Consider the following 14,692-nt stretch of genomic DNA (forward strand, 5'->3'; position numbering starts at 1 on the left):
CCGGATAACTAAAGCATCGTTAGTAAGATTTAAAAAAGACTCTGTTATCCGGAAGAATCCGCATGATCCTGCTTTTTCTATTTGCTTCTCAGGAAAAACACAAGTACGGGCTTTCAATAAAAAAACCTTCATTGCTGAAGGTTTTTTATATTATTTGTAGGCTTCGATCTTATCTGTCAGGGTATTGATAAAGTTCTGCAGGGGTTTTTCAACCATCATTTTGATGAACGGGTTGAATTTTCCTTCAAACAGCATCTGAACTTCTGTCTGATTTTCACTGATCGGATTTAAAGTCGCCGTTAATGAAAAATCCAGGCTTGAGCTTGCAGATCTCAATACTGCTTTCTGATCATCTACTTCATCAATTTTCAAAGCGATTTCAGGCATTCCCTGCAACCCGAATTTAAAACCGTTATCTCTGGTTTCAAATTTTTGAAGACCATCCGGCATAAAATCTTTATAATTTTCAGGTGATTTCAACAACTCTGTAAGTTCTTTGGATGATTTATTGACAATAATTTTTCGTCCTTCTAAATTCATTTTTATTTTGTATTTAAATTTTAATTCCCGCACACCCGGCTTGGCCCGGCATATTAATTTAACAATCAATATTTCAACACCATAATGATTGATAACAGCAATAGTAAGTTCCAAAAACCTTTTAAGACTGCAAAGCCCTCTTACAAGAGTGGATGAATGACAGACTCCTATTTGCTATAACAACAAAATTATAAAAAAAATCAACAAAGACACCACCCAAAACAGACTTTTAAAAGCAGATCTGCATTTAATAATATGTGAAACATCTAAAATCATCTGCATCTGTTCTTGTAAGGCCGTTGAGCAAAGTCCTGATCCTATTAAACCGGAAGCCAAAACCCTATTGATGCACTTTTTCAGATGGTCCGTCATTATCCGCCATCATTGTTCAAATCTTATCATACTGAAATCATTTAAGCCACGTACAAACATTTGTTCTGAGAAGAAAAATAAAGCCCTTAGCGGAACATTTTGTCCTTTATTTTATATATTTGTGAAGATATTTTAGTAGAAAGACAATTAAACCGGCAGGAATATTTACCTGCTTTACAATTTTTACAAAATACAAATAACTGATTACCAATACCTCCAATAAATATTGAAAATGTATAAAGTTTTTGTGAACGAAAAAAAATTATTGATATCCAGACAACCTGAGGAACTTGAAAAAAAACTTGGGTATGAAAGTTTCACGACTTTAGAGATAGCATTGGATCTTTTGGAGAATACTTCTGTGAATGAACTGAACGTTTATGGTGATAATATAGATGAGATCTGGAAAGAGTTTCAGAAGCTTTTCAGAATCATTGAAGCTGCAGGAGGTCTTGTGAATAATTCTGACGGAGAAACTCTTTTCATCAAACGGTTGGGCAGATGGGATCTTCCTAAAGGAAAAATGGAAAAAGGAGAATCCAGGGAAGAATCTGCAGTGCGGGAAATTGAAGAAGAAACCGGTCTGAAGAATGTGGAACTTATAGCGTTTATCAATACAACTTACCATATCTATATTGAAAGAAACGGTGAGAAGATTCTGAAGTGTACCCATTGGTTTGAAATGAACTTCAATGGTGAAGACACTTCAACACCACAGATAGAAGAAGGCATTACTGAAGTAGCCTGGAAAAACACCGCCCAGATTGAAAGTGAGGTTTTCCCAAGTACATTTCAGAATATTAAACTGATTGTAAAAGAGTTCTGGGATTCGAAGAAAAGATAGTTTTTGGGCTGGAAGATGGAAGAATGAAGATGGAAGTTATACCCAAAGGCTAACTTCTCATGCTCATTCTAACAAGTTATTTGCTGAATAAAAAAGGATTCTTCTTTTAAAAGGCTTCCCTTCTTCCTGCTCCCGGCTTCGCCTTAAATAAACTCAATTACTTTTTCCAGGGCAATTCCTCTCGACCCTTTCAGTAAGATATTTTCAGATTGTATCGTATGCTGTTTCAGGTATTCTGCCAGTTCGGCTGTATTTTCAAAAGCAAGTACTGAATTGTTTACTGCTTTAAAGTGTTTTCCTACCGTAATGATTTCATCAAAATTCAGGTCCTGTGCCAGCTTCAGGATGTTCTGATGCTCTTTTTCACTTTCCTCGCCCAGCTCAAGCATGTCCCCAATAATAATGGTTTTTTTACCTTCAAAAGTAATAAAGTTATGCAGTGAAGCTGTCATAGAACTTGGGTTGGCATTATAGGTATCAAGTACCAATGTCCGGCCTTCTTTTTTCACGACCTGTGAACGCATATTCGTTGGAGTGTATAACTCAATCGCATGTTTTATCTTTTCAAAGCTGATCCCAAAATGAAGTCCAAGACTTGCGGCGGCACAAAGGTTGGTAAAGTTATATTCTCCGGTCAGTTTTGATACTGCTTTTGTTCCTTCATAACTTAACCCTACAAAATGTTCTTCTGAGAATGCCTCAAAATTATAATCTGAATCTGCTTTTCCAAAAGTGATGACAGGTGAATATTTTTCTGTTTTTCCCACCTGAATAGGATCATTTTCATTGACTACGATAGTCTTATGATTATTTTTAAGATAGTCATATAGCTCCGATTTTCCTTTGATCACTCCTTCGAAACCTCCGAAGCCTTCCAGATGTGCCTTACCGAAATTGGTGATATATCCGAAATCAGGCCGGGAAATTGTACACAGGAATTCGATCTCCTTCTGATGGTTGGCTCCCATTTCGATCACTGCCATTTCATGTTCAGGTTTAATGGAAAGAATCGTCAGCGGTACTCCGATATGATTATTCAGGTTCCCGTAGGTATACTGCACATTGAATTTTTCAAAAAGTACAGCGTGGATCAGTTCTTTCGTAGTCGTTTTTCCATTACTTCCCGTAAGGCCTATAAAAGGAATATTGAGCCGGCTTCTGTGATAAATGGACAGCTGTTGCAGGAACTCAAGTGTAGAAGGAACATAGAAAATATTTTTATCCCTGTTTTCAAATTCCTGCTGCTCGACAATTACCGCTAAGGCTCCCTCATCTATGGCTTTCTCAGCTAAAGTTGCTGCATTGAAATTATCACCTGAAAAGGCAAAGAAAATATCATTTTCTGCAATCTTTCTGCTGTCGATGGTTACTTTAGAAGCCTGCAGAAACAAAGGATAAAACTGTTCTATATTCATGTGGAAATATATATTTTTTTTAAAAGAAATCACATGCCATTGCCAAATCTGTATGAGTTTTTGAGATTTTTCAGCCCAGGCGGTTTCAAGGTTCAAAAATAAAAAAACCTTCCGGAAATCCGGAAGGTTTTTTTTAAGTATTTTCTGATAAATATTATCTTCTAGTTCTACTCTTATCGCTGGCTCTTGCATCCTGTGCAACACGGAATCCAATCCAACCATAAGCTTTACCTTGATTTTTATATCTTCTCTGTCCCGGATCCAGCCAGTAAGCTGTATCCTGCCAAGAACCTCCTTTTACTACTCTAACGTCGTTAGAAATTCCGGATGTTCTTTCTTTAGTATCTTTCTGCATTTTTACTCTACCGCTGGCATCTACGATGAAGCTTTTCTTCGGTGCATTATACATATCAAATCCTGCAGCAGAATCTGAAGCTCTGTAATACTCTAAAGAAGACTGTCTGTCACCATCTCTGTAGTTTCTGTAGTCAGCAATAGTTTCTCTTTCGAATTGTCCCGGAAGTCCTTTGTATACTAATCTTCCGTCAGCAAGTGTATCATACTTGATGGTTCCTTCGTCAATCATTTTGTAAGTTCCGTCACCGTTTCTTACAATAGCCTGAGGCATATTTCCTCTGTAGTAATTGAAGTCGTTGAAGTCTTCATCGATGATTGGTCTGTATACATCGGCAGTCCATTCTGCAACGTTACCGTACATACCATATATACCTAGATCGTTAGATGGATATTGTCTTACATCAGAAGTCTGTGCAGAACCGTCGTTTTTCCATCCTGCGATACCTGAATAGTCACCTTTACCCATTTTAAAGTTTTCAAGGAACATTCCTCTATCTCTTCCTTTGGTACCTCTTAATCTTTCGATTTCAGGTTTTTTACCAAGGTATTGGTTGTATTCTCTGTTCTTAGCCATACCAAGAGCAGCATATTCCCATTCTACTTCAGTAGGAAGTCTGAACTTCATTACCATTGAAGCATTTGGAGCTCTGTTTGCAGCCAGTAATCTCTGGTTGGTAGTTTTCATACCTGCTTTCTGCTGCATTCTTTTTTCATTGATGTAGCCCTGCATTTCAGGATCATTCGATTTGAATTTATCCATATTGAAAGCAGTACCTCCCTGGTTGTTGGATTCATTAATATATAAATCCTTGGCAATAATACCGGCCTGCATCAAAGCTTTTTCATTTGCTCTGTCTGTAAGCCATTCGCAATATCTGTTTGCCTGAGTCCAGGAAACCCCTACTACCGGATAATAATCGAATTCCGGAGAACGCAGATACGTTTCTTGATAATCGTTTCTAGCTAATTTGTTGTCCCATAATAAGGTATCCGGTAAAGCACCGTTATAGATTTCCTTAAAGCTTGGGTCACTTGGTGGGAATACATACTTCAACCATGTAAGGTATTCGCGGTATTCATAGTTAGTAATCTCAGTTTCTCCGATAAAGAATGAACTTACCTGCATTCTGCGAGGCGTGTTATTCCAATCGTGCATAACATCATCTTTCACTAATCCCATTGTAAAAGTTCCACCTTCTACATATACCATTCCCGGCCAACCCTTCTGCTTCTGTTGCTTTCCTGCAAAAAACCAACCCTGTTTTTCGTTTGGTTTCCAACCTGTTTTACTGACAAATTTTTTGGTACCGCCACCTTTGCTGGTCCCTGATCCGCCACAGCTGGTTAATGCAAGTGTAGAACTTAATGCTATTAATGAAAACAACTTTAGTTTTTTCATAGTCGATATAAATATTTTCAAGAGTACAAAGAAAAAATAAATTATTCAATAAATCAAATAAAGATTTGATTTTTTTGAAAAACGATAACAAATTAATTTTATTGTATTACAATTTAATTCTAAAATTTTCATTTATTTTGTAATTTAGCAATTTCAATAGTAAACATGAAACGAAAAATCACGCTTTTATCTTTAATCGCTTTTGCATCAACACTTTACGCCCAAAGAAACACCATAGAATGGAATGGTTCTAAAATTCAGGACTTTGGTGACACAAAAATTAATCTTCCCAATTTCAAAAATGAAGGTTTTTCTTTCAGCCAAAATAATGTTTTTATAGTAACTAAGCAAAAAATCGGAGAAAAGCAGCTGAAAATTTCTGACCTTGCCTGGGAAAATGTCTCCAATAAGGATTTATTTGAGCTTGACAGAGGAAGTCTTCCCGATTATGATGTGGCAGATGTTTCATATTATACATTGGAAGGAGAAACCTATGCCAGCATCAGTGTTGCATTATTCAAAAATGTAAAAGGCCGTATTCAGAGATTATCATCATTCAATGTTACTGAAGGTTCTCTCCCGCTCAGCAAGTCAGGTGGAGCAAACAAAATAGGAACTACTGTAAACCCTCTTTCCAGCGGAAATTTTTATAAGATAAAAGTGGACAAGTCGGGAGTATTCAAAATTACGGCTCAGTTTTTAAAGGATAACGGGATCAATCCTGCTTCTGTGAATCCCAAAAATTTCAGGATTTACGGAAACGGAGGAATTATGCTTCCTGAATTTAATCAGGATACCAGATACAGCGCCCTGCAGGAAAATGCCATCCAGGTGGTAGGTGAAGATGACGGGGTATGGAATGATAATGACTATGCTCTTTTCTATGCGCAGGGACCTGATGGTTACAACCTGTATGACACCAATAATGGAAACGGTTTTAAAAGAAGAGACACAAGGTTTTTCGAGCGCAGCAACAACGTAAAGAATATATATGAAGATTTTTCCTATTATTATATCAACTTTGATAAAGGTGCAGGAAAAAGAGTACAGACCATAGATGTAAACCTTCCTCCTCAGCTGATTACGAGATATGATAATTATTTTGTGATCAATAAGGATGAGAAAAACCTGGTAAAAGTAGGGAGAACCTGGGTAGAGGCAACGCCTTTCAATAATGTAAAGGATATCACAGTCACTACAAACTCCCCTATTCAGGCCAACGACGTCATAAGATACAGAACTCAGGTCATAGGATACCAGTCACAGCAGAACAGCATTGAGTTTAAAATCAACAACTCGGCGCCTGCTACAAAAGATGTACCCCCAGACTCTGGAGGGGTTCAGTATAATTTTTATCCTTTACTGTATAGCGGGACTGTCACCAATCTTACAGGAAACCAGATTACACTCAACTATAATCCTAACATCACTAAAAACCCTAACGGGAATTTTTACTTTGATTATATTGAACTGCAGTACAAAGAAAATCTTACCTTCAATGGTTCCCAGATGAACTTCAGGGACTTTTCTATTGTCAGCGGGAGTAATACCGATTATGGTTTCAGTATTTCCAATGCAACCGCCATGGAACAGGTATGGGATGTTACCGATATTACCAATGCCAACAGGAGGGTGAATAAAGGAGGAGCAGGTTCTTTCAACTTCGCTTATACTGCTTCTGACCCGAACTTCAATAATGAATTTGTGGCTTTTCGTGCTGATGCGGCCTACAGCCCGCAGTTTGTAGGAAGAATAGCCAATCAGAACCTTTCCGCATTACAGAATGTGGATTACCTCATCCTTACGGTTCCTGAACTGATGGGACAGGCACAGAGACTGGCCAATTACCATCAGACAGCCAACAATTATAAAGTAGAGATTGTAGACGTCAATAAAATTTATGAAGAATTCGGAAGCGGAAGTAAAGACCTTACTGCTGTAAGGGATTTTGTTACCAGACTGAATGCAGGCGGAAAATTAAAGTATGTATTTATTCTCGGGGATACTTCATTCGATTATAAAAACAGAATATCCAATAATAACAATATTGTTTCCAGCTACCAGAGTGAGCAGTCTTCCGATGTGGTATCATCATTCGTTACCGATGATTATATTGTGATGACCCAGCCACAGAACAATCTTTTGATTGAAAACAATTTACCGGATATTCCTGTGGGAAGAATTCCGGCGACCAATGCCTCTGAAGCAGGAGATATGATCAACAAAACGCTGGCTTATTACAACGCTCTTCCGGGACAGTCGAGCCCTTTCGGGGATTGGCGTATGCGGCTTGATTTTGTAGTGGATGACAATAATGAAGGAGGATCTCCATTCCATAACGTGATGAACTCTTCTCTCGCCGGCATATTCGAGCAACCCGGCCAGCAGGAGCTTAAGGAATATAATGTCAAAAAACTCTATATGGATGCCTTTGCTGCTCAAAGTACGTCAGCAGGTCTAAGGTTTCCACAGGTTACCCAGGCTATTTCCAATGCTATAGGAAACAGTTTATATTTATTCTATTTCGGACATGGAGGAATCAATGGCTGGGCTCAGGAAAGAATATTAACCAGTACAGAGGTACAAAATGCCCACAACTTTTCTAATATATACAGTAGATTTCCGTTTGTTTCTACCATTACCTGTGAGTTTACATTATGGGATGAACCGGGAACCAATTCTGTAGGAGAACAGTTCATCAAACTAAAACAGGGAGGTGCTTCTACCATGATTACTTCCAGCCGTGCCATTGGAGTAGATTATGGACGTGATTTCACCAACACTTTTACCCGGAATATTTTTAAATTAACCAATGATGATTTCAATTCCTTAGGAAATGCTCATTTAATTGCAAAAAAACAGAAAGGGCCGAACAATAACCACCTGAAGGTAAACTTCCTGGGTGACCCTGCCATGAAACTGAGCAGACCACAGAGACTTTTGGTTATTGACAATATTGAAACACCGGTTCCGGGACTCATCAGAGGGCTGGACTTCGTAAAGGTAAAAGGGCACATCAACAAAGCTGACGGAACCTTAAACAATACCTTCAACGGAAAAGTTGCCATCAATATCTTTGACAAGAGACTGAATAAAAAAACATTGAACAATATTGGAGTGCTTACCCCAATATTAGAATATACCGAAGAAGGAAGCCCTATCGTAAAAGCAGCAGGAACCGCTGTAAACGGAGTATTCACTGCAGAGTTCTATGTTCCTAAAGACATCAACTACGCTGTAGGGGAAGGAAGGATTTTAGGATATGCCGATAATAAATCCTTTGACGTATTCAATAACCAGGCTGTGCAGGTGGGAGATCTTAACCCGAACGGAATCAATGACAATCAGCCGCCAAAAGTAAAACTGTATATGAACAACACCAACTTTGCAGATGGTGGAATTACCAATCAGAATCCGATGCTTCTTGCCTGTCTTACGGATGACACGGGGATCAACTCTACTGGATCTGGAATTGGTCATGATATTACAGTCTATCTGGATGGTCAGATCATCAATACCGTTATCTTAAATGATTTCTACGCTCCTGGGGAAGGAAACGGATGCCTGAACCCAAGTCTTGCCGACTATCAGAAAGGAAATGTAACCTATCCTTTCAAAAACCTTGCGATCGGGCAACACCAGCTGACATTTAAAGTTTGGGATATAAACAATAATTCGACAACTGCTACGTTAAACTTTGAAGTTAAGGATGAATCCGATCAGCATCTGACCATCAACCGTCCGCTGAACTGGCCTAATCCGTTTACCAATAAGACGTATATTCAGTTTGAGCATAATTGTGATGATATCCTGGATGTGAATGTGCAAATCTATACCATTACCGGTAGATTGGTAAGAACTCTATCTCAGCCGGTGGTTGCAGAACCGTTCCTACAGGGCTTCAGAACCCCTCGTCAGGCAATAGAATGGGATGGAAGAGACGATTTTGGGTCTACTGTTGCAAAAGGTACGTATATTTTTAAGATATTTGCAAAAAGTCAAAACCAAGAAAAATGCAAAGGAAGTGCCACAGCTGTAGAAAAAATGGTACTTTTGAAATAATTTAAATAAGACATAGATAATAAAATTAATAAAAAACTGATAATATATAAAAGACAACATATGAATTTAACTACTAAACTGCTTTTAGGATTTGGTTTGAGTGCTGGTTTTTTAGGCTATTCGCAAGATTTAGGTAAAGTAAACCCAGTACTTACCGGAGCTCCTTTCCTGAGAATTGCACCTGATGCAAGATCAGGAGGTATGGGAGATCAGGGAGTGGTAACCTCTCCGGATGCATTTTCACAATTCTGGAATGCGGCTAAATATCCTTTTAGCAGAACAAGTTCTTCCGTAGGTCTTAACTATACGCCTTATATGGGAAAACTGACCAATGATGTATTCTTATTATATGCTTCCTTCCATAAGTTTCTAGGACAGGAAGAGAGATCTACCATCTCTGCAAGTATCTATTACTTCAATATGGGACAGGTTGACCTGACACAATTGGTAGGTACGGAGATCGCTTCAATGGGTACATCAAAACCAAATGAATTCTCTATTGATGTAGCGTATGCCCTGAAACTTTCTGATTCTTTCTCAGGAGCTGTTACCGGTAGATTCATCCGTTCAGACTTAGCCGGAGGATTCAACACAGATACTACGCTTAAGGCAGCGAATAGTTTTGCTGTAGATATTTCAGGATACTATACTTCCCCAAGATTCTCAAGTTTCGGAGGATATGACGGTAGGGTAAATGCAGGTTTGGCGGTTCAAAACTTAGGTCCGAAGCTTGACTATACAGGAAATGAAGAATCCAGATCTTATCTTCCTACAATGGCAAGATTAGGGGTTGGATATGACATGTTCCTGGATGACATGAACAGAATCGGAATCTCTGTGGAAGGATCAAAACTTCTGGTTCCCGGATCTGAATATGTAGGAATAGACCCGAATACAAGACAGCCAAGATATGAAATTCCAAACGTAGGTCCTATGGCCGGTATCGGAAAATCTTTCAAAAACAAAAACAGTATCATGTACAGTGGTGCTCTGGAGTATTCATATGACAATGCTTTCTCCGTAAGAGGAGGTTACTTCCATGAAAGTGAAGAGCAGGGAGCAAGACAGTTTGCAACAGCGGGTGTCGGCTTAAGATACCGTTCTTTCGGACTGGATCTTTCTTACCTGATCAATATGTCTAAAATCAACAGTGCTTTGGATAATACCCTTCGTTTCGGTCTTACCTGGAACATCGGAGAAGAAACATCCAACAACGAACGTTAAGCAACAGCAAAAATTATACAAAAAGCCTCATACCTATGTAATGAGGCTTTTTTTGTGAAATATTGAAATGTGAATAGTCAATCCGCTTCGCTCGTGAATTTTTATACTTTGATATCCATCGTTAACCTGTAGAGCAAAATTGAAATTAATATACAATCCATTTTATTAAACAAAGCAAGTTATTTCTAAAATGCAAACAGCTGCATGGATATACAGTCGCTTAGAAAGAATCAATGAAATTGAATCCAACCTTTGCTCCCTGAAATAATACATCTTAATAACAAAAATCTTTGCGTGAAAAAATTCAAAGAATCAATCTTATTATAATTATACCTCCATAATTATTCACCATTGACTTTGCAAAGCAAAAACTGACTATTCCCCTTTAAAAAGCTGAATCGTATAATCCAATAACTTTCCATCACCATATTCTCCATGTCCCGGAACTACAATTTTTACGTCGGGATATTCTTTCTTAACTTTTTCAACGGTATTGGACCATGCTGAAACATTAGCATCACCCAAATATCCTTTACTTGCTTCAAGTTCTTTCAGCAAGCAGCCTCCGAACAATATCTTTTCACCTGGAAAATATCCTACTACATTATCTTTTGTATGACCTTCTCCGAAAAATTTTGTTACGGTTTCTTCATGACCTACTTTTAAAATGATAAAGTCATTAAAACTATTTTGAGGAACAGTAAAATGATTTTCTTTAGCCAGTTCTATGGTCTTAGAATAGGAGTATGACGGTATCTTCTTATTGTGAAAAGCCTGAAGACCACCTAAACTATCATCATGGAAATGGGTTGGAACAACAGCCTTAATTTTTACATGAAGACCATCATTGATCCATTGTATCAGCTCTTCAGATCCTTTATCATTCGTAGGGGTATCAAAAACAATAGCTTCATTATTATTTTTAACAATCAGCCCGTTACAGGGAACATTGCCGAAATCATTGGTTTGTTTGAAAGAGGTATGAATAAAAGCATTTTCCGAAATCTGAGTAACGATCAGACTGCCGGATTTATACACTTCTTTCGCTGCAAAACTTTTTTTATTCTGAGAACTGCAGCCTAAGATTACAAAAGAAAATAAAAAGATGAATATACTTCCGATACTGATTTTCATATGCTTATGGATTTAGAAACGAAATTAAGAATTATCAGGCAGAATTTATCAGAAAGTATATCAAAATCAAACACAACCAGATCATCTGCATGGTAGGTCAATTTCATGTTTAAAGCCATTGATCATGGACTTTCTGTAGGTAAAATTAACTTCTGACGATGATAAAAACCAATGATTAAAAAAATATAATATTTAAGTTTACAAAAGTCTCTTTTTTATGCCGATTTTTTTAAATTCTATAGCTATTTTTGTAGTATGAACTATTCGGCGGAACTCAAAAAATTTGTAACCAGTCAATATGTATATTCTGCGATCAGGATTACATTAGCCACTGTTCTGCCTTGTTTAGTCCTCGCCCACTTCGGAATTCTGAAAGAATATTTCCTTTTTCCCCTGGGCACCAGCTTTGTTGCACTTACTGACCAGCCGGGTCCTTTTATACGAAGAAGAAATGCCCTTGCCTTTGCGATTTGCTGTTTCGTTTTCGTAGCACTCATTGCAAGCCTTGTCATGAATTTTAAGATACTGGTGCTTCTTGAGATCATTGTATTCGGTATGTTTTTCTCCCTGATCGGGGTCTACGGTCAGCGTTTGGCAGCTGTAGGTTCCTTATCGCTTGTAGTACTGGCTATCTTTATTGACGGACATCTTACGGGAAGCAATATTTTAAAAAGCTTACTCATCTTTGCCAGCGGATGCATCTGGTTTTTACTGATCTTCCTTGTGGTAACTACCATACGGCCTTATAAACTTGCCGGACAGATGATTGGAGAGAATTATCTTCAGCTCGCCGAGTTTTTAAAGATCAAAGCCAACTATTACCAGAAGAACCCTGATTTTGATAAACTGACCACTCAGGTGATCGCCAAGCAGATCGAAATAAAAAATCTTCAGGAAGATACCAGGGAAACCGTTTTCAAAACAAGGACCATCGTCAACGAATCCACAACCACCAGCCGTTTGCTGATGCTGATGTTCCTGAATTCCATGGACCTTCATGAGAAACTGATGACCTCTGAAAGTGATTATCAGAAACTCCAGCAAAGTTTTGAAGACAGTATGATCCTGGTCAACATCCATGATTATCTTAATCTTCTGGCTGAAGAAATCACAAACATCGGAATCGCTCTTCAAAGTGGAACGAGGGCAAAGCCAATGTTTAATCTTGAACTTGAATTAAAGAATCTCAATTATAATTATTTCGAACTCAGAAATAAGCAGCTGTCCCCGGACAGTCTGGAAAACTTCATGGTTCTGCGCCAGATCCTGATGCGCATCAATGAAATCACCAAAGAGATCAACGAAATCTATAAAGTCTTTTCCCAGAACGTAAAGCTTGCCAAAAGTTTATCTACCGGATTAGACCTTAAAAAGTTCATGCCGAATGAGCCGAAACTTAATTCAAAAGTTTTAAGGAACAATATTTCATTATCGTCTTCTCATTTCCGCCATGCGATAAGGATTACCACTGCTTTGCTGCTGGGCTATCTTTTCTCCATGTTTGATTTTCTTGGGCTGGGCCATACGTATTGGATACTGATCACCATTACCGCTATCCTGAAACCGGCCTACTCCATCACGAAACAGCGGAACCTGCTTCGGCTCTATGGAACCATTACCGGTGCCACCATAGCCTATATCATTCTGCATTTCATACACATCAACAGTGTTCTGTTTGCCATCCTGCTGATCAGTATGATTATGTGCTTCAGTTTCCTGAAAGGAAGGTACTTCTGGGCGGTATTATTTATGACGATTTATGTTTTTCTGAGTTTCAATTTCCTGAATCCCGGAAAAGTCAATATTATTTTTAAAGACAGGGTGCTGGATACCGCTATTGCCGGAATCATCGCTTTTGCTGTTTCCTATATTGTATTGCCTGTCTGGGAACATACCCAGAATCTTGATCTGATGAAGAAATCTGCAGCAGATAACCTCATTTATTTCCAGAGTGTAATTTCCAAATTCTTACAAGGAAATTTTGATATTGAAGATTATAAGGTGAAAAGAAAAAATGCCATTATTTCACTGGCCAATCTCTCCGATAATTTCCAGCGGATGATCTCTGATCCTAAAAACCAACAGAAAAAACTGGAGGTAGTACATCAGTTTGTAGCTACATCCCATCTTATAACAGCCTATACCGCTTCACTTTCCCAATATGCCAAAAGCAACGAGCAGTATCCTGAAATAGATGCCGAAAGCTGGAGCAGAAAAATTGAGGCAGAAATGCAGCAGACCTCTACCCTTCTGAACGGTAATGATGTGACCGAAACACTGAAAATGGAAAGCCGCCTGGAACCGGAAGATTCTTCCATTGAAGATATGCTTCTGAAAAGGAAAACTGAGATTGAGGAAAATGAAATTGTAGACAGAAGAGATCCGGATAAAATATCACACCTGACGGAGCTTAAGAATATTCATGATATCCTGGAGCTGATTTATGACGTTGCCAAAGAACAGCGAAAAGTGATCGAAAAGTACAGGAGTGAAAAACATGCTACTCCTCCACAATCGTAAAGCAGTAATCATCAAAAAATTCTACTCTGGCCTTGAACTCATCTGAAAACTGATCGTCATACACACGGCAGCTGATCTTATGCAGATGCTTCAGCTCAAAGGGTTTCACCTCATAGTTTTTCTTTAAAGACCAGTATTTTGAATGATGGATCTTGTACATACTTTCCTTTACACTCCAGATAATGGTATAGAAAGTATCGGCTTTATCTTCCGGAATGAAGCCCCGTTCATTTTCATACGTGAACTTATCTATCACCCTTAAGATCTTGGGATTGAATTTTTCAACGTCTATTCCTATCTTCTTTTTAGAGATGGCAATGGCTGCAAACGGAAAAGAATGGGTAATGGAAATTTCGGCATCCTGAGGAGAAAGAAAAGGTTCCCTTTCTTTATATAAAATCTTGGACTGAGGTTTTAAGCTTTTCAGAAGCTTACGTACCATCAGCACTTCCAGAAGTTTTTTCGGGTGATAATCTTTTACCTTTTCGGCATTTTCAGGTTCCAGTAATGTATTGATATCAAGTTCTTCACTCTCATCATACTTCCAAACAAGGATTGTGGCATTATCATCTGAAAAATCTCGGTAAAGGGGCATTGTTTTTTTATTAGGTAAAAATAAGGAAAAAGTTGGAAGATGGGAGGCGGAAGTTTCTATTTATCGATAAAAGCACAGACAAACTTATTTAGATAACCTGGTCAAAAGCATTCATAAACCCCTCCCTATCAGATAGAAATTCAGCTGTATCAACACTTTATTATCATTTTACAAGGTGTCATTTCTGACATTTTTTCAGTCTTGAAAGTGACAATTTTTCCAATTCTGGA

At 38.2% G+C, this 14,692-nt stretch carries 9 protein-coding genes; 4 read left to right on the forward strand and 5 right to left on the reverse strand.

Annotation, left to right across the window (positions count from 1 at the left end; translation table 11 throughout):
• Positions 1–150 precede the first annotated feature (150 nt).
• A complete protein-coding gene (locus BBI00_RS10335) occupies positions 151–540 on the reverse strand; it encodes a hypothetical protein (protein ID WP_034699917.1) in 390 nt (129 codons plus the stop codon).
• A 604-nt stretch (positions 541–1,144) separates the two neighbouring features.
• Between BBI00_RS10335 and BBI00_RS10340 the strand changes: the two genes are divergently transcribed.
• Complete coding sequence (locus BBI00_RS10340; protein ID WP_065398691.1) at positions 1,145–1,756, forward strand: NUDIX hydrolase; 612 nt, start codon at positions 1,145–1,147, stop codon at positions 1,754–1,756.
• Between the two features lie 143 nt (positions 1,757–1,899).
• Here the strand turns inward: BBI00_RS10340 and BBI00_RS10345 are convergent, their stop codons facing one another.
• Positions 1,900–3,171: a UDP-N-acetylmuramoyl-tripeptide--D-alanyl-D-alanine ligase gene (locus BBI00_RS10345; protein WP_065399703.1), complete on the reverse strand. Its 1,272-nt coding sequence runs from the start codon at positions 3,169–3,171 to the stop codon at positions 1,900–1,902.
• A gap of 154 nt (positions 3,172–3,325) precedes the next feature.
• Entirely contained in the window at positions 3,326–4,927 is a 1,602-nt protein-coding gene (gldJ, locus tag BBI00_RS10350) for a gliding motility lipoprotein GldJ (protein WP_065398692.1), read from the reverse strand.
• Positions 4,928–5,092: 165 nt separating this feature from the next.
• Between gldJ and porU the strand changes: the two genes are divergently transcribed.
• Positions 5,093–8,989, forward strand: coding sequence for a type IX secretion system sortase PorU (gene porU / locus BBI00_RS10355; RefSeq protein ID WP_065398693.1), 3,897 nt, complete (start codon positions 5,093–5,095; stop codon positions 8,987–8,989).
• 60 nt (positions 8,990–9,049) lie between these two features.
• A complete protein-coding gene (gene porV / locus BBI00_RS10360) occupies positions 9,050–10,213 on the forward strand; it encodes a type IX secretion system outer membrane channel protein PorV (protein ID WP_065398694.1) in 1,164 nt (387 codons plus the stop codon).
• A 375-nt stretch (positions 10,214–10,588) separates the two neighbouring features.
• Here the strand turns inward: porV and blaCHM are convergent, their stop codons facing one another.
• Complete coding sequence (gene blaCHM, locus BBI00_RS10365) at positions 10,589–11,347, reverse strand: CHM family subclass B1 metallo-beta-lactamase (protein WP_083988473.1); 759 nt, start codon at positions 11,345–11,347, stop codon at positions 10,589–10,591.
• Positions 11,348–11,602: 255 nt separating this feature from the next.
• Between blaCHM and BBI00_RS10370 the strand changes: the two genes are divergently transcribed.
• Complete coding sequence (locus BBI00_RS10370) at positions 11,603–13,867, forward strand: FUSC family protein (protein WP_065398695.1); 2,265 nt, start codon at positions 11,603–11,605, stop codon at positions 13,865–13,867.
• Here the strand turns inward: BBI00_RS10370 and BBI00_RS10375 are convergent.
• Positions 13,848–14,462: a 4'-phosphopantetheinyl transferase family protein gene (locus BBI00_RS10375; protein WP_065398696.1), complete on the reverse strand. Its 615-nt coding sequence runs from the start codon at positions 14,460–14,462 to the stop codon at positions 13,848–13,850. The two genes, BBI00_RS10370 and BBI00_RS10375, sit on opposite strands and share 20 nt — an antisense overlap.
• Positions 14,463–14,692 lie beyond the last annotated feature (230 nt).

The sequence above is a fragment of the Chryseobacterium arthrosphaerae genome (assembly GCF_001684965.1).
Lineage (GTDB): Bacteria > Bacteroidota > Bacteroidia > Flavobacteriales > Weeksellaceae > Chryseobacterium > Chryseobacterium arthrosphaerae.

What these genes read in the sequence shown, in the direction of transcription:
- BBI00_RS10375 (WP_065398696.1), bottom strand. Translation starts at nt 14,462, where the DNA reads ATGCCCCTTTACCGAGATTTTTCAGATGATAATGCCACAATCCTTGTT.
- BBI00_RS10370 (WP_065398695.1), top strand. Translation starts at nt 11,603, where the DNA reads ATGAACTATTCGGCGGAACTCAAAAAATTTGTAACCAGTCAATATGTA.
- BBI00_RS10335 (WP_034699917.1), bottom strand. Translation starts at nt 540, where the DNA reads ATGAATTTAGAAGGACGAAAAATTATTGTCAATAAATCATCCAAAGAA.
- porU (WP_065398693.1), top strand. Translation starts at nt 5,093, where the DNA reads ATGAAACGAAAAATCACGCTTTTATCTTTAATCGCTTTTGCATCAACA.
- blaCHM (WP_083988473.1), bottom strand. Translation starts at nt 11,347, where the DNA reads ATGAAAATCAGTATCGGAAGTATATTCATCTTTTTATTTTCTTTTGTA.
- porV (WP_065398694.1), top strand. Translation starts at nt 9,050, where the DNA reads ATGAATTTAACTACTAAACTGCTTTTAGGATTTGGTTTGAGTGCTGGT.
- BBI00_RS10340 (WP_065398691.1), top strand. Translation starts at nt 1,145, where the DNA reads ATGTATAAAGTTTTTGTGAACGAAAAAAAATTATTGATATCCAGACAA.
- gldJ (WP_065398692.1), bottom strand. Translation starts at nt 4,927, where the DNA reads ATGAAAAAACTAAAGTTGTTTTCATTAATAGCATTAAGTTCTACACTT.
- BBI00_RS10345 (WP_065399703.1), bottom strand. Translation starts at nt 3,171, where the DNA reads ATGAATATAGAACAGTTTTATCCTTTGTTTCTGCAGGCTTCTAAAGTA.